Source organism: Roseibacillus ishigakijimensis, from assembly GCF_016595415.1.
GTDB classification, from domain to species: domain Bacteria; phylum Verrucomicrobiota; class Verrucomicrobiia; order Verrucomicrobiales; family Akkermansiaceae; genus Roseibacillus; species Roseibacillus ishigakijimensis.
In genome coordinates, this window is record NZ_JAENIO010000006.1 from 54233 (window position 1) to 70212 (window position 15980).

9 protein-coding genes are annotated in these 15980 nt (G+C 59.8%); 1 reads left to right on the plus strand and 8 read right to left on the minus strand.

Annotated features, from left to right (window positions below; all coding sequences use genetic code 11):
- Nucleotides 1-10: 10 nt before the first annotated feature.
- From JIN78_RS03890 to JIN78_RS03920, 7 genes are all read right to left on the minus strand, one after another.
- The gene (locus JIN78_RS03890) at nucleotides 11-1357 is read right to left on the minus strand and encodes a vanadium-dependent haloperoxidase (protein WP_200390626.1); all 1347 of its coding nucleotides are present in this window, start codon (nucleotides 1355-1357) and stop codon (nucleotides 11-13) included.
- Between the two features lie 12 nt (nucleotides 1358-1369).
- Nucleotides 1370-3469, minus strand: coding sequence for a Kelch repeat-containing protein (locus tag JIN78_RS03895; protein ID WP_200390627.1), 2100 nt, complete (start codon nucleotides 3467-3469; stop codon nucleotides 1370-1372).
- 43 nt (nucleotides 3470-3512) lie between these two features.
- Entirely contained in the window at nucleotides 3513-6347 is a 2835-nt protein-coding gene (locus JIN78_RS03900) for an Ig-like domain-containing protein (protein WP_200390628.1), read from the minus strand.
- Nucleotides 6344-7699: a hypothetical protein gene (locus tag JIN78_RS03905; protein ID WP_200390629.1), complete on the minus strand. Its 1356-nt coding sequence runs from the start codon at nucleotides 7697-7699 to the stop codon at nucleotides 6344-6346. The genes JIN78_RS03900 and JIN78_RS03905 overlap by 4 nt, the downstream gene beginning before the upstream one ends.
- Nucleotides 7700-10090: an Ig-like domain-containing domain gene (locus JIN78_RS03910; RefSeq protein WP_200390630.1), complete on the minus strand. Its 2391-nt coding sequence runs from the start codon at nucleotides 10088-10090 to the stop codon at nucleotides 7700-7702. It lies immediately after the preceding gene.
- 85 nt (nucleotides 10091-10175) lie between these two features.
- Nucleotides 10176-11270 carry a hypothetical protein gene (locus JIN78_RS03915; protein WP_200390631.1) on the minus strand — a complete coding sequence of 365 codons (1095 nt, stop codon included), beginning with the start codon at nucleotides 11268-11270 and terminating at the stop codon, nucleotides 10176-10178.
- Nucleotides 11271-11552: 282 nt separating this feature from the next.
- Nucleotides 11553-13085 (minus strand): HTTM domain-containing protein, encoded by a 1533-nt coding sequence (locus tag JIN78_RS03920; protein ID WP_200390632.1) that lies wholly within the window; start codon nucleotides 13083-13085, stop codon nucleotides 11553-11555.
- A 295-nt stretch (nucleotides 13086-13380) separates the two neighbouring features.
- Here JIN78_RS03920 and JIN78_RS03925 point away from each other — a divergent pair, with 295 nt between their 5' ends.
- On the plus strand, nucleotides 13381-13842 hold the full coding sequence (locus JIN78_RS03925) for an NlpC/P60 family protein (protein ID WP_200390633.1): 462 nt from the start codon (nucleotides 13381-13383) through the stop codon (nucleotides 13840-13842).
- 28 nt (nucleotides 13843-13870) lie between these two features.
- Here JIN78_RS03925 and JIN78_RS03930 read toward each other — a convergent pair whose 3' ends face one another.
- Nucleotides 13871-15871, minus strand: coding sequence for a glycoside hydrolase family 97 protein (locus JIN78_RS03930; RefSeq protein ID WP_200390634.1), 2001 nt, complete (start codon nucleotides 15869-15871; stop codon nucleotides 13871-13873).
- Nucleotides 15872-15980: the final 109 nt, after the last annotated feature.

A 15980-nucleotide genomic window follows, 5' to 3' on the forward strand; every position in this document is an offset into this window, starting at 1 on the left:
GTTCACTTGGCTAATCGTTTTTTGCGTGGGAGCCTGTTCGTTTTGTCACCTCCTCCCAGCACCAGTCGGCCACTTGGCGACCGAGCTTTTGCCCTCCTTCGTCGGAAAAGGAGAAGTGAATTCCTCCCAAAATGCGGCTGTGGCCCATCTCGCGGGCGCATTCCCGCAGACTTTGATAGGTCTTTTCGACATCGGGCACGGAGTCGCTGGTGGTGGAAAAGCTGAGGTCGTCGCGGCCATAGCAAAGTTGCAGAATTCGCGAGCCCGCTCCGGCAAAGCTGCTGTGGCCGGAGGGGTATTCGGGATGGGGCGGGGCTTCCAGACGAGAGTTCCAAGTGGGGTCTCCCGCTGCCCGGATGGCATCGATGGGGCGCCAGAAGTTGTGGTGGTATTTGCTGTCCCAGCAGGCGATGGCGGTATCGGCCAAGGTGATATTGAGAACGAGGAAGCGGTGGAGGGCTTCCTGGAAAGAGAGAGAGGGATCCTCGGCGAGGAGCTCGCAGAGGATGACGTTCCAGTGGCCGGCCGGAGTGGTGGTGTAGGAAAAGCAGGACCAGAATTTGGCGATTTCCGCATCTTCGGGATTGGCGCGGGATTGGCCCCCGGCCTCCTGGACCTCGGCGAGGGCGGCCTCGTAAGCGGAAGAGCCCAGGGCGGGGGGCGGGGGAAGGCGGAATTGATCGGGGCTCTCGAGCGCAAAGGGCCGCACTTTGCCCCAATGGGAGAGCTCGGGGGGGCGAAAGCGGGGAGGCGTGCGCCGCCACTGGCCGGGCTCGCGGGAGGGCACGTAGGTGCGGCCGCTGCTGGCTCCGTCCTCAATGCGGAGGTCCAGAGTTTCGGCGCTCACTGAGTGCCCGAAACTGGCACTCAGCTGGAATTGGCCTGCAGGCAGACCTTGGGCGAGCTGTTCCTCGCGATAGGTCTGCCAGCCCTTTCGATAGCTGTGGCGATGGCTGGGAAAGAGGTACTCGCTTCCTTGGTAGAGAGCGGCCAGAGCGGCCACTTCGGGATGGCGCGGGGAGTCCGGCGCGGTGACCATTCGGCCTTTGAAATAACAGTCTTCGGAGGTGGAATCGGCTGCGAGCTGATAGGCATCGTGGGCGGAGATAAAGAGCAGAGCCAGTCGGCGGGAGACCTGCGCTGGTGCCACGGCGTCCTGGCGCACCGATTGGAAGAAATGGTCGCACCAGGCGAGAATGGGCGCGGGACCAGCTTTCGGGTCTTCTTCGGCGGGATTTGCCTGCAGGGCGGAGGAACCCAGGAGAAAGGCGCAGGCGAAGAAAAAAGCCCGGACCGGGTTGCACGGTAGTTGGAAAACCACCGTGAAACCTCGTGCCGGACTGCTGGGGGAGCGCATGGTGAGACAGACTCAGGGAGTCAGGGTGAATTCGGCAAAGGCCTGAATCGTCCCGGTTCCTTTGGGCACTACGGTATTGAAGGTTGCCGTGCCACTGGCATTGAGGCTCACCACCGGGTCGTCTCCACTGGGGAGCTCGATGATGCCCTCGTTGCTGGTGATGCGAACCGAGACCGGGGTGCCCTGCGGGATGTTCTGGCCTTGCACGGTGATAGAGACCGGGCCGGCTTCCGTGAAGATGACATCCGGGCTGCTCAAGCTACCGGACGGAGGCTGGGCCACATTCTCTCCGGCCACCGAAATGACGCTGAGAGCGGGTTGATTGGAGAAGTCGATGGACTCCACGGGCGCGGTGGCACTGGGGACGGGCGAGGCATTGGGGGCCAGGGGGCGGTAGTAGCCCTCCATGCGGATGCGGCCTTCTCCTCCGCTGCTGGGACCTTCTGCCTCCAGATGACCGGTGCCGATGAGGCGGTCGGCGATGAGGCGGATGGCTCCTCCGGCTCCATAGCCGCCGTAACTGGCGCCACCGTAGGAGCGGTTCCCACCGTTGGCCTGGATGCCACCGTTGATTTCGATGTCGCGGGAAGAGGCAATGAGAATGGCTCCGCCCCCGCCCCCGCCATTGCCACCATTGGCATTGGAGGAGGCCGAGCCGCCGCCGCCACCCGAGCCCCCGATGAGAGGTTGCACAAGGGTGTTGCCGTAAACACCGGTGTATTGGCCATGCCCTCCAGTCTGGCGTTCCTCGGTCGGAGCTTCTCCTCCGCCGGGGCCTTGGCCGGGAGTGCCCGCGTAGCGACCGGAAATGTCAAAGCGCACTCCACCCAATCCTCCGTCATAGCCGCCGGGGCCGCCGAGGGCGACACGGCCGCTGAGGTCGTTGTCGGGTCCGGTTTCGCCATTGAGGTAGATGCGGCCATTGATGGTGACCTTTTCGGTGGCCAACCAGGTGACGGGAGAATTGGCGGCATTTCTATCGAAGTAAACGGCCACCCACTCTGGAATGTTGATGGAGGTGAAGTTCCAGATTCCATCAGGCTTTGCAGACATATCGAATCGATAGACGCGTCCTGTCAGCTGGGTCCAGTTTGTGCCGTCCCAGGCACTCGTGTTTTGGAAGTCTCCCGATCCGGTATCGCCGCCAAAGAGGAGCACGCGCTCGTTGCCGTTGTCCCAGACCATCCCCGCGTATTCTCGGTCGTGATCAGGGTTCTGTGGGTTTTTCTGCGACCACTCATTGTTCTTAAACACCCAAGTCTGTCCGCTGCTGGTCCCTCCCTGCCAAACAATTTCCTCGTTGAGTGGGTCATAGGCCATACGACCGCCGATACCCGTGTTAGGGCTATTGGCGGTCTCGATTTCAGTCCAAGCTTGCCCGTCGAAAGAATAGGTTTCGCGATAATATTCGTTGTAGTAAACTGCCCGGTTTTGGGTGCTGTCCCAGACAACTTGGCCGTAGCTCTGCTGAGAGGCCGAAGAGCCTGGAGTGTTGGTGGTGGCGATTTGGCTCCAATTGGTTCCGTCCCAAGTCCAGATGTCAGACAGCCAGCCCGAATCACTGCGACCACCGAAGAGAAGGACTCTATTATTGCTCGAGTCCCAGATCATTTGGTGATGATGGCGAGCGGGCGGTGTGGTGGCGGGCTCCTCCTTGTTCCAGTCATTCCCATCCCAAGTCCACGTGTCATCGAGAGTTGTCCCATCGGCGCGGAGGCCGCCGAACATCACGCATTGCTGCCGTTCCGGATCGTAGGCCATTTCCACCTCGTAACGGGCGGAGACGAAGGTGTCTGTTTGCCGGAGAGTCCATTCGGTGCCATCGAAGGTGTAGGTTTCCGGTTTGTAACCGGAGTTTCGAATCGTTCCGCTGAGCCAGGACACGGATTGCCCCCGGTCATAACCTCCGAAGACGACGGCTTCTTCGCGAGCGGAATCATAGGCAAAAGCGAAGTTGTAGCGGTTGGGCATGCTGGCCGGAGGAGCAAAGGCGCCGTCCGCTCCGGTTGAACCGCTCGAGTAGGGAAGGTCCGGCTCCTCGGTTTGCGAGAAGCCGAGCTGCACAGACCACATCAGCGTGGCTGCTGTATATCTGCAGAGGAGTGTTTTCATGGTCGTTGTTTCGTTGTTAGAAGTTTTCTTTTTCGAAGGGATGTCAGGGAGCCTGGTTTTCGTAAAAGATGACGGAGGAATGAGCTCCGTTCGGCTGGGGGGCGGGGGAAGGGGTGCTGTTGAGGTAGGAGGCGGTCGGGGAGACCAGGGAGATATCCAGCTCGCTTGGAAGGGGGGCGGGACTGGCATTGAGGTAGGAGGCCGCTTGCGAGGCGACGACAAACTCGAACTCATCGTCCAGAGTCTCCGGCACGGCATTCAGAAAGCTGCTGACCTGGGAGGAGACGGCGAGGTTGAGACCCTCGCCTTCCGCGCCCAGCAGGCCGCCATGGAGGTAGGAGACGACTTGTGAACTGGCTATCATCAAGGGGGCGGAATCCGCATTCAAAGGATCGCTGCCCTCGCGCAATTCATCTGGATCGGAGATGCCATCGCCATCGCTGTCGATTTTGGTGGGGTCGGTATTGCTGCGGATTTCGTCGCCGTCGTTCAGGCCGTCGAAGTCGGTGTCCTCGTCCCCGTCTTTGATGCCGTCGCCATCGCTATCGGCCTCGGCGGGATTTTGGAAAAGAATCACTTCCCCGACGTTGGGTAATCCATCGTTGTCGAAGTCTTCCATCCCGTCGCGGATGCCGTCGCCGTCGCTGTCGGGGTTTTGCGGATCAAGCCCCAGTGCTTCTTCCAGATCGTCGGGCACACCATCGGCATCGCCATCTTCAAAGCCGTAGATTTTGAAAGTGGAAACGAAGGGCTCGCTCAGGCGATTGCCAGCCAGATCGGTGAGCCCGGTCTCTATCCGGAATTGGTAGATGCCGGGCACGGCGTCGGAGGGAAATTTGAGGAAAAGAGTGGAGGTGTCGTCGTAATACTCGCGGGAGATACTCACGGTTTCGTCATCCGAGGTGCCGAAGACGCCATCATGCCCGGAGCGCCGCAGGCTCACATTGCGGGCGAGGAGCTCGGGCTTGATGGGCTCGCTGAAGACTGCCAGCAAGCTGGTCAGAGAACCGATGAGGTCGCCATCGGAAGGGTTCACGGCCCGCACCCGGGGAGGGGTGGCATCGGGGACGAGCTGGAGGCTGACCGTCTCGGAGCGGGCAATGTTTCCTCCCGTATCGGTGGCAAGGGCATAGACCTCGAAGGTGTCGTCCCCATCCTCGATGGCCGGGCTGATGAGGCCGAGTTCGAAGGGAAAATTGCCATCTAAGGCTACGGGGACATCGTCGATAAAGTATTCCACGCTGCGGACCATCACGTCATCAGTGGCTGGGGTGCGCACGGAGAAAACCTTGCCTTCTTCCACTTTGCCGTCGGAGGCTTCCACTTCAATGGCGATGGTGGGGGCCTGTCCGGCGGTGTCGAAGGCCAGAAAGTTGATAACCTGCAGCCCGCTGGAGCCATCGGCAATGTAGGCGAGACCGTTGTAGAGGGAGACGGCAATGGCCCGGCCCGGAGTGGGGTAGGTGGTGATGAAGTCGTCTTCTCCAAAATCACCGTCGAGCCGATAGAGGCTGACGTCGTGGGCTCCGTCGGCCGTGCTGTTGGGGCTCAAGGTGCTCACTCCGAGGGCGCTGCCGGTGGGGACGATTTGTTTCCAGCCTTGGGCGGCGGTGGAGTTTTGTTCCGAGAGGGAGGGATCGGCCAGATTCGCGAGGTCGAAGACATTGAAGCCAGAGGTGTGGAGGGCGAAGAGAAAATCGTCGCCAATGACGAGTCGTTGTCGGATTTGACCGGCCCCCAGGGAGCCCGGGGAGTTGTCGTCGCCCAGCAGGGTGAGTTGATCGCCAAAGGTCTCGAAGGTGTAGAGACGTCCGGTGACGAGAGCATAGAGGTAGCCTCCCCGTTGCCCAAGGTCCTGGATGCGGGAGCGCACCTGGGTGTTCCGGGCGATCTCCAGGCCAGTGACCATGTCGACCATCACGATGGTGCCATTGTTCAGTCCTGCGAAGGCCACGTTGCCTCGTGCGGTGACGGCATTGACGGGGGAATTGAACTTGAGCTGGTGCAGCACGCGGGAGGCGGGAGGGTCGGAGATATCAATCACCGCCAAGCCGCCCGGCCCATCGGCCACCGCGATGTAGTTGCTGAAGCAAGCGACCCCGAGGGCGTTCCCCTGGGTATTGACTTGAGCAATCCGGGTCGGGGCGTCGCCTTGGCGCACATTGAAGACGGAGACGCCGGCTTCGCCACAGGGTACGATGGCAATGTTATTGATGGTGCAGACGTCCACGGCGGGGGCGGGGGTCGGTCCGCTCGCGATAATGCCAGTGGCCGCGAAAAAGCCATCAAGGGGATCGCGCCCTTGCCTCACCTCGGCCCCGTCGGAAAAACCATCGCCATCAGTATCGGGGTTGTTCACATGGGTGCCGGCGATTTCCTCCAAGGGATCGGGTAGGCCATCATTATCGCTATCCGGGGCGTTCTCGAGGAGGGCGTAGTCCATGCAGGGGATTTGGAAGGCCCGCCCCGCGCCGGGAGTGGTGAAGTCGATGGTTCCCAACGAAAGGGTTTCTTCGTAGAAGGACAACATGCGGTAGGCGGTGCGGGGGCGCAGAATGATATTGTCGATTCCTTCCACGTCCATTTTGCCCCGGGCGATGATTTCCGAGCTTTCCAGCTCAGCCATGGCCCAGTAGAAATTACCGCCGCCGAAGACGTCGCGGTCCACCACGAAGTTGGAGATGATTTGCCCCTTCTCAATCGCGCCTCCCTCGAATTGACCGCCCGGGGTGGTCGGTGAGGGCTCGGAGGGGACGGGTTCCTCATCTTGAGCGCCGGCGAAGGGCGCTGTCGGAAGAAGCAGCCCGAGGAGAAGTGCCGGAAAGAGCGGGCGCGGCGGGTCGCCCAAGCTGCAGAGGGAGGGGTGGAACCGTTTCATTGTTTTGATTTCTTAAGGAGAAGGCTCAGGATGATCAGAAAGGCGAGTAGGAGGAGGCCGATCAGCACGGGGACGAGGGGAGAAGGGGACGAAGGGTCGGCCTGCTCTTTTGTCTGGTCCTCTTCAGACTCGGGCAGGGGCTCGATGAACCCACTTTCTCCAGCCCTAGCAGCCTGCGCCGGAGCATTGGCCGAGTCCGGCTCTTCATCCTCTGCGGTGGCCGGAAGGGGGGCTGGGCCAGCCAGCTCTCCCCGGAAAAGAGGCAGGAGGACCGGGCCGAAGAAAAAGTTCTCGTCTTTGAGGAGACTGTCGAAAATGCCTTCCATGTAAAAACTGGCCAACTTGTAGTCTCCGCTCTCCGGCTCCCGGTAAACGGTTTGGGTGCGGACTTGGCCGTCACTAGTTTCGTAAAAGACGAGGAAGACGGGATCGGCTTTGAGGAGAAAGACGACATGGCAGCCCATGGCCTGCATGTCCCGCACGTAGTCGGCATAGCCCCCGGCGGGCAAAGAGCGGGCCCAAGCGATGAGCTTTTGCGCGGAAAGCGGCGTGAAATGAGCGGCATACCTAGTGGCTTCGCCGCTGGTGAGGTCTTGTTGGGCCCGCCAGAAGGCCTCTGCTGCCGGATGGTCAAAGATGTCCGCAGGTTTATCCTTGGCAAAAGCATCCCAGCTACCGGCTTGCCCGTCGAAACGCCAGAAGCCGTCGACCAGAGGGATTTCCCGTCGATAAGCCAGCGCGAGGGCTTCAGCCGCAGGCACAGGCTCGCTCCGTTCTTCCAGAAGCAATTGTTCCGCCTCCGCCAACACGTTCTGGAGCGCGGTGAGTTGCACGGGCTCCATCTCCTCCAGCCAAAATTGTCCAGCTTGTAAATCCGCCCGCTTCTTGCTAATGCGAGTGATGCGACGAAAGCGGGTGTCCTCGACCTCGATTTCCCAGGCGACATCGACCTCGGTGCCCAAATCATAAAGCCCGGTGACTTGCATGCTATCCCAAGAGTCGGCGAAGCCTTGGATGAAGAGTGCCGCTAGCTCCCTGCTTGGTGTGCCGTCAGGCCCTTGGCGGTTGTGGCTGGCGACGAGACTTTCCGTATCTCCTTCGGCCATCGCTTGGACAAGCCCCGCAAAGAGGCGCTGGGCGTCAGTCCCGTCATCAGGATTCAGCTGGGCAAAGGGCCGTTGCCAATCCGCGTGGGGCAATTCCAAAAGGAGGTTAGAGGGGACTGCCTCTTCATCGATTTGCATCGCGACTCTCAGATATCGCTGGGAAAACTCGGGTTCCCCCGGGGCCTGCGCGAACAAGGGCAGTTGGCTCAGGCTTGCCAAAAGAAAGCTGGCGAGGAGAACTCTCATCTAAAAGACCTTTCCTCCTTTCCAGACCAACTGGGTGAACTCGAGAGGAACGCCACAGTAGCTGATGGCAGCTCGGAAAATGATGCCCCCGATCGTCACGCTCCCATTAAAGCCCGAGCAAGAGGTTCGGGAGTTCCACCCAATAGAGCCGGAGATGGGGATGTGGAGGGATAGGGGGGTCACTTCAATGTCTTTGAGACCAACGGTGCTTCCAAAAATGCGGACGTAGGCGCTGAGCTTGATGGTGACATTTGGAATGAGGGTGAAATTGACTCCGACTTGTCCATAGTTACAAGCCACGCCTTCGCAACGATTTTCCCGGGTTCCGCCGCTAGCGTGAAAGCGCACATCGGGAAGATCCACATTGATGCCGGCATCCAAAACGAGCGCCGCCTTTAGGACCTTGAAGTCCGCCACGTGGCGAATGGTGGGAGGGCCCCAGAGTTTCGCCTTCGCCTGGCCTGAGATCGCGTATTGCCCTTCTGTGAAGAATTCGCCCCCAGTGAGAAGTTCGCTACCTTGACAGCAATCCCGGATGCCGCTGCTTAAGGAACCGACGGTCTCCTCAAGTTTCAGGTTCAACCGTGGAATGCGGTTTACCGTGTTCTCGATCTTGCGCACGAGAGGCTTGATGTTAGGGAGTTTGAGCGAGCCTGAAACGGTGCTGAACTCACCCTCTTCACAATCAGGATCAGGATCGGGGTCTGGATCAGGATCAGGGTCTGGATCAGGGTCTGGATCAGGGTCTGGATCAGGGTCTGGATCGGGATCGGGGTCTGGATCCGGGTCTGGATCAGGATCAGGATCGGGGTCAGGATCAGGATCAGGATCAGGATCAGGATCAGGATCGGGGTCTGGATCGGGATCGGGATCTGGATCGGGGTTGCCATCCGGGCCGCCATTGGGGTTGCCGTCGGGGCCTCCATTGGGATCACCTCCCCCCCCACCAGTGCCGGGGCCTTGACCATGCCAACCGGGTTGGCGCACACCCACGCCGAGATCGGTCACGACCCACAGACCGTCTTCGGTGACGTGCATGGGACCGGCAATTTCCCAGTCTCCCGTATCGTGGTTGAAGCTCCAGAGGGCGGACTCCTCGCCCGGGGCCAGCCGTTGTCCGGTGATGGGGTCGGGGGTATTGGGAAGTCGCACCGGAACGGGACGGTCGAAGTTGGTCGCTCCATCCGTCTGAATGGTGATCACGAGCGGGAGATCGAGACCTTCGGGAAGAGGTTCGGGCAGTCGGTCTGGCGGGACCGGGGCGATACCGACGCGTCCTCCGCGGGTGCCGTCATTGTTGAAAAGAGAGTTGGCGGGGACGTCGATGCGAGTGCCTGCCAGCTCGGGTGATTCCTCGAGAACGTCACCAGGGAAGGTGACCTCGGTATCGTCGGATGGACTGACAGGTTGCAGACTGCCGGGACAAATGTAGGGGAGAAAAATTTCTCCCGTGCCCGCCGCGAGGTTGTCGAGCTTGCCCGCCTGGGCTTGCCACACCTTTCCAATGAAAGGGTAGTAGCCACCCTCGGGAAATTCGCCGGTGACCGGGCGCCCATCAATATTAACGAAAAATTCGCCCGCAGGCACCGGGGTGAGGGTGAAGGAGCCATCGGCGGCAGTGGTGGTGCGGGTGCGCTCTTCATCTCCCACGACTTCGATAATCACTCCCGAGAGGGGGAGGTTGTCTCCTTGGGGGCTCCGCTTGGCCTCGTAGACCGTTCCAATCACGGCGGTCTGGGCTACGGGGGTGATAGTGGTGGTGTCGAAGTCAAAGACGAGCTTGCCACCGGCGGAACCATCGCGATCCATGTCGAGTGGGCGGCCTTGTGAGTCGCTGATACCTGCCCCGTCAAAGGTTACCCGCACCCGGGCACTGCTGGGGAGATTTTCCAAGTAGAAGAGGGTGGCTTTGAGGCGGTCGCTGGAAAGCTCGATGCGGGTGAGCAGCTTTTGGCCGCCGAAGGTAGCGTAGAAATTGGTGTTGTCCAAGACGGTGCCCTCGGCGAGGGGGAGAGAAAAGCGAACCACCGATTCGCGGGTTAGCGCCACGTTATTCTCGCCATGTCGCGGACTGGTTTCCAGTGGTCGGGCGAGGGGAAGCTCCGAGATGTCCCGTTGTTCGAGCACGGCTTCAATGAGGCGGTCGACGTCATCCCCGTCGATGTCGCCGTCGGAATCAATATCTGCGAAAGCCTGCGAAGTAGGGTGCAGGAACTCGCGCATTTGGATGTGGTTAACCACTCGGACGACATCGCGAATGGTGAGGCGGCCATCTTCATCGAGGTCACCTTTAGCGGACGGCAGGGCGCTCACCATATTCCAACAGACTGCGGAGAGCAGCATGAAGAGGAGGAAAGGGAGCGACCGTCGGGGTGCGATTGGAAAAGACATGGGTAGGCAGGCTTCGGTAGAATGCGAAAAGGAAAGGCGGACAAAAGGACAAGGAGGAAGGTGGCTGGCACCCTTGGGTCGATGCTTAAGGGGTCGGGCTTTCGGGTTGCGAGATTTCTATGCGCATAAACCCTTTGGGTTCATTGGATACCGAGTTGACGGCATGAAAGGTGACCACTTCGAAAGAGCCTGCTTCTTCCAGATCGGTCACGGCCGATTCCTCGCCTGGTTGGGAGAGATCGGTGGTGGAGAGAGCGCGCACGTTGAGGTCTTCGACTTCGATGCGGCGGCGCATTCTCACCGCAAAGTATTTCTGGTTTCCCTCTTGCAAGAAGAAGGGAGTGCTCGGGAGAGGGGCCTGATCCCACACCTTGGGATTGGTCCCTTCGGCATATTCCCAAAGATTGCTGCGGCCGTCGCCATCGTGATCTCCTTCGGGTTGCAGGGAGGGAGTTTCTTCAGAAAGGGTGGGGAAGTGATAAGCGACCCAAGCTGGGTAGTTGGCGAGTGGGTCGCCGGCGACGGTGACCTCGACCTTGCTGGAGTTGATGATTTCTCCAGTGCTGGTGGTGGCCACTGCGCGCACCAGGGCTGGCCCGGGCTCGAGGGGGGCCCACGTGACATCCTCCTCCGACGAGCCCAAGGAGCCAATAATCTGACCATTGGCAAGAATGTCGACGTGCGTGATGCCATCCGCCGCGAAATCGGCAAGAGCTCCGATGGCGAGAGGATTCCCGGGGTCCACCGGTTCGCCGGTATTGGGTAGGGAGAGTTCAATGTAGGGAGCGACCCTGAAGGATTTCTCCAGTCCATAATCGTCTGAGACGATGACGCCCGACATCGCCAAGGCCCGGGAGCCTTTCGGGACGTCGGCCTTCAGGGTGACGGGTAGGGTCAGCAAACGCCCATTGGGGAGCAGATCGCCTTCTTCTCCGAGGATGAGCAAACGATAGTGAGTGTCCGAGATGGCGGCACCCACGGCGCGAAAGCGATGAATGCTTTCTTCCTCTTGCGGGATGCCAATTTCTGCAAGCGAGGAATCGAATGATATCTCTATCTGTAGACCACCCAGTCGATTGTCACTATCTAGCAAGATGGGAATCGCTAGCGTTTCCCCCGAAGTCCCGGAACTCGGCCCTAGCGAGAGCTGGGTTCCTGCCAGCAGGAGAGGAGAAATCAAGGGGGCGAGGCTCGCCAGACCCAAGAATGAAGGGCCCCGAGTGAAAAGAGTTGAAGCAACCTTCACGAAGGAAGGTTGGTCAGATTGTATAGCTTTTAACAAGAATAAAGGTAGATATTTCGGAAGTAATTGCGACTAAAACTGTAAGGCTCTTAGTCTAAATGTTTCTCAGGATTATAGATAGATTTCCTTTGCGGATATTGATGGCTTGAGGATGTGAAAGGAATTACCTCGCAAAGATGGGAGGTGAATCTAACTATCTATCAAGGCGGTAATTTACAATTACGATGAGGGGCTCCCTCTTGTTGGGAGGGGGGAAGAGCGCACGCTGCGGGGATCGTAGATTTCCCCCTTCTGAAGGCCGCCCTCTTGCCAGAAAATACGGTACCAGATTCGGCTTCGGACGGGGTGCTTGTGGTTATCGTGATTGAGCGAGTGGGAAAAGTCGACCGGGATGGAATAGCGGTAAATCTCGACTGTCCGGGGATTCCGCCCGGCTTGGAGGGCCTGATCGACCGCCCACTGGGCCATGGCCCGCAGTCCCCGCTCTTGCCAGCTGCCCTGCGACTTGTGCCAGTAGGTGAGGGCTTTGCGGGAAGGGTGATGATGATGACCTCCTTCTTCAAAAGCGAGCCGTAGACTGGAGGGCCGTCCGGTGAAGGGATCCCAGAGCTTTCCTTCGCTGGTGCGCACCAAGAGCCGGAGGGCTTGGTAAGTCTTCTCCGGGTTGCTTCGATTGGCGCTGTGTTCGAAGGAGCTATGGGTGAACATGCCCCAATGTTGATCGAAGCGGAGGTGGCGGCTGAGAAAGCTGAGGGACTTGTCGGCCCAGGGGGGCTCGATGCCCAGACGCGGAAGCAAAGTCTGTACCGTAACGGCGTAGAGAGTGAGTAGAAGCACTGCTCCGGCTAGCATCTCCCGCCCCCGGTGGGAGCAGAAACGACCGGTGCAGCGTCCGAGCTGCGAGATGGAGGTCACCATCTCTTCGTCCCAAAAGATGGTCAGAGCAGCGATCATGACCCAAGGGAAGAATCCCAGTGTCATCGTCAGGGCCATGCCCAAGTGGAGGGCGGTGAGGGAGAGCACGGCCACCCGGCGCACGAGGGTAAATTGAAAGCCGCCGAGCAAAGCCAGCGGGGCCGCGAATTCCAGCCCTACCACCGTTTGCCCAAGAAGGTTGAGCAAACTTACCGGGAGATGTTGGCTGAGCCAGAAGCCCCCATCGCTGGCCCAGGTCATTCCTGCCAGGCTTCCGCCCAGAGGGTAGCCTGCCACCCATGCCGGGTCACTGAGCTTAAAGAGCGAGCCCGCCAGATAGATGAGACAAACCTGCAGCCGTAGAGCGAAGATGGTCAGGCTCCGGCCTCCTTGCCCTTGTGGCAAAAGGAGGAGATAGATCATGAGGAGAGCATAAACACTGGCTGCCGAGCTCGTCAGTGGGCGGGCGGTGCAAATGACCCCCGAGATGAAAAGGAGGAGATAGCCTGCGCTCCAGCGGGTGGCTTTGCCGCGAAGGAGCGAAATCCCTGCCACGGCGGCCGTGATGAACAGAAGGTAGGTCCATGCCGCGCTGGGGAAGAGGGCGAAGAGATTCGCGGTGCCCGGGTATTGGGTCGGAAAGGGAGGGAGGAAAAACGGGGTGAGGAAGGGGAGCAGATTGCCCAGCATAAGCAGGGTGACCAGGCCGGCGGCCTGATGGAGTAGACGACCCACCTGCGAGTCGGCCCTCGCGAAGTCCCTGCTCCAGGTAGCCAAGTGAGGCCAGAGGGAAATGCGCTTCCGTGGTCCCGACCCCTCATCCTTGGGTGCTGTCATCTTGCCAAGGTTCTAAGAAGCTCCTCCCACCCTGCCAAGAGGGAAAAATAGCAAAAAACGCAGAATATCAGGTTTGGTTTAAATTTTTCTTTCGTGGAAAATGGATTTTTCTGTCATGCTTGCGCGGCTAGAAGCTTCCGCTATGAGATCGCGCGCCCTTTACCCCTTCAGAGGCCTTTGCCTGCTGGCTCCGTTCTTCTTGTTGCCTGCCTGCCAGGTGAGTTCCCAATGGGAGGGGAGCCGGGTGTCTCTCGCCAAAGCGGCGCCACCGTATCGCTTTCAGGAACGTTCGCCGGTGAGCTCCTATGCAAGCTACCCCAGCTATCGGGTCCCCTTCTTCCCGGCACGGGGTGAGGTGCGGCTGGTCAATGGCCGGGCTATTGCTCCTCCCGGGGCCCCTGCGGTGGTGCAGCGGGCGGTGGCGGCGGGCAATCGTTTGCAAAACAAGCCCTACAAGTGGGGCGGGGGGCATGCCCGACTCGATGACTGGGGCTACGATTGCTCGGGGGCGGTGAGTTATGTCTTGCGCGAAGCCGGTCTCCTCCAGGGTCAGATGCCTTCTTCCGGATTTTTTAATTACGGAAACCGTGGCGAGGGCGATTGGATCACGGTTTGGGTGCGCGAGGGCCACGTTTACATGACCATTGGTGGCCTGCGCCTGGATACCGGGGGCTCGACTGATCGCACCGGGCCGCGGTGGAAGGCCAAGCCCCGCAATAGCCGGGGCTTTCTCGCCCGCCACCCTCGCGGGTGGTAGGGCGTGCCTTTCGGTCGGACCGTTTCGCTTATTGTTGGGCGGTGGCGGTGGGGGGCTCGATGGGCTCCAGTTTCACACAGGCTCCACCACCGGGAGCGAGGCGCAAGGTGAGGGTGTCTTTTCCTGAGACGGTGCGGGTTTCGACCTTATATTGTTCGCGATTTTCCTGATACGAGGTGGTCGCCGCATCTTGCATGATGGTGGCCTTCATCTGCTGGTTACCCAAGAAGTCCAAGGCCACGGGGAGTTCGCGAGCCTCCTCATTGGTGGTCGCGCCCAGCAGGATGGTGCCGTCGGCCGCCGTGCGCCGCATCATCAGGTATTCTCCAATCTGACCGGCAAGGGTCTTGCTCTCTTGCCAAGGCTGCTTCTGGGCAGCCATGAAGTCGAAGAGTTCTGGATGAGCGCCAAAGGACTCGGGTGCGTCCAGGACGATGGCTTGTCCGCTGAAGGTCAGCAGCGTGCGGGCACACTCAGCCACGATGGTGGAGGGGATGGCCTCAAAGACGCGTGGGCGGTTCACCTCCACCCCTTCCAGAGAGAACATCCCGTTGTTCATGTCGATGGGGCCACCGATCATGTTGACGAAGACTGAGGTGTTGAAGGTGGTCGGCTGGAAGGATCGCTTGGCATCTGCTTGCGCATGGCAGTATTCCCGCGTGGTGCAGTTGGGCCAGGTCCGGTAGTCGCCACTTGGGGCCACCGGGCCGTCGTGGAAATTACACATCAATTTATATTTCGCACACAGGCGAATGATCTCATTGGTTTTGTTGACCTTTTGTTGGCGGTTGCGGGCTCCCATGAAGCCATACTTGATGCCCACCGCGCCCCATTTCTGATAAGTGGCCAGGGTTTCTTCGAAGTCGAAGTTAATGCGTGCTTTGTCGTTGATATAGAGGAAGATGCCTACTCCTTTTTCTTTGGCGTAGGTGATGAGGGCGGGCACGTCAATGGGGTCCTCCCAGTCAGCAGGAGCGGCCTTGCGGACAATCTTGCCATCGGGGAGCTGCTCCAGCATGTGGTCGCGGCTCACCGTGGGATTCATGGTCGGATCAAACTCCGGGCCATACCAGTTGGCATCGAGAAGGAGGTAGGGCACCTCGTGCTCGCTCGCGAAGTCGATGAAGCGTCGCCAGGAAGCCATGTCGAGACCATATTCGAAGCCGTCCGGAGCCTCGTAGCCCCAGGTCCGCCAATCCCAGAAGGTGAGGCCTGGCTGAATCCATTCGGGGTTCTCGATGGCGCAGGGTGGGTTGAGGTTCTCCAACAAATGGGCGTCCACGAGATCGCCCGGTTCGTCTCCCACTACCACCGCGCGCCATGGGGTGGCGAAGGGGAGCTCGATGCGGGAACTCTCCAGAGCGGCCTGGAAGCCGAGGTCAGCCCCGATTGGCTTGAGATCGATCCAGCTGAAATCATCGATAGCGGCTTCCGAGAGGGAGGCGTGGGCTCCGTCTTCAAAGCGAACCGTCAGTGGTAGGCGGCGCGTCTCTGTGATACTGGAGAGTGTTTCCGGTCCCTTGTTGGCGCGCTCCCCATTGTAGGACCAGGCTGTGCCATCTTGCGCAAAGTTGAATTCCGACAAATCTTCGCGCACCTCCAGAGGAGAAGCATGCTCGCCGGGCGAGATTTGATAACGGAAGGCGAATCCCTCGTCAGTGACCCGAAAGACCACCGCGAGTCCCGGGGAGGCCGGGTCTTCCGCCTCCAGGGTGACCACCGCCTGCTGGTAGTGATTGAGCACTTCGGCTTGTTTACCCCATACGGGCTGCCAGCGCTCCTGGCCACTGCTGATTTCCGCCGCCAGCCCAGTCCACCGGGTCGTCTCCTGGCTCCAGCGGAGTCCGGTCGCACTGGGTTTGATCAAGGCTTTGCCATCCCGGTTGACCTCATAGCTCAGCACTCCCTCATGCAGTGCCCAAGAGAGCGAGAGGCGGCCGTCGGGCGATTGAATTTGTGGGTCGGGAGCTCCTTGCGCCAAGGTTGCGAAGGTCAGAACTGAGAACGGAAATATGAAGGAGGATGTCATGAGATTGCGGAAAAAGTCTTCCTCTATCAACTACCTCCCGAACGAAGATTGGACAGAAATCGAAGACGAATATCTCCAATCCTCTCAAGGTGCGCCCTTTTCGGGAAGG

Excerpts from the sequence above, each read along its gene's own strand:
- JIN78_RS03920 (WP_200390632.1), bottom strand. The coding sequence starts at position 13,085 with ATGACAGCACCCAAGGATGAGGGGTCGGGACCACGGAAGCGCATTTCC.
- JIN78_RS03895 (WP_200390627.1), bottom strand. The coding sequence starts at position 3,469 with ATGAAAACACTCCTCTGCAGATATACAGCAGCCACGCTGATGTGGTCT.
- JIN78_RS03910 (WP_200390630.1), bottom strand. The coding sequence starts at position 10,090 with ATGTCTTTTCCAATCGCACCCCGACGGTCGCTCCCTTTCCTCCTCTTC.
- JIN78_RS03905 (WP_200390629.1), bottom strand. The coding sequence starts at position 7,699 with ATGAGAGTTCTCCTCGCCAGCTTTCTTTTGGCAAGCCTGAGCCAACTG.
- JIN78_RS03900 (WP_200390628.1), bottom strand. The coding sequence starts at position 6,347 with ATGAAACGGTTCCACCCCTCCCTCTGCAGCTTGGGCGACCCGCCGCGC.
- JIN78_RS03930 (WP_200390634.1), bottom strand. The coding sequence starts at position 15,871 with ATGACATCCTCCTTCATATTTCCGTTCTCAGTTCTGACCTTCGCAACC.
- JIN78_RS03890 (WP_200390626.1), bottom strand. The coding sequence starts at position 1,357 with ATGCGCTCCCCCAGCAGTCCGGCACGAGGTTTCACGGTGGTTTTCCAA.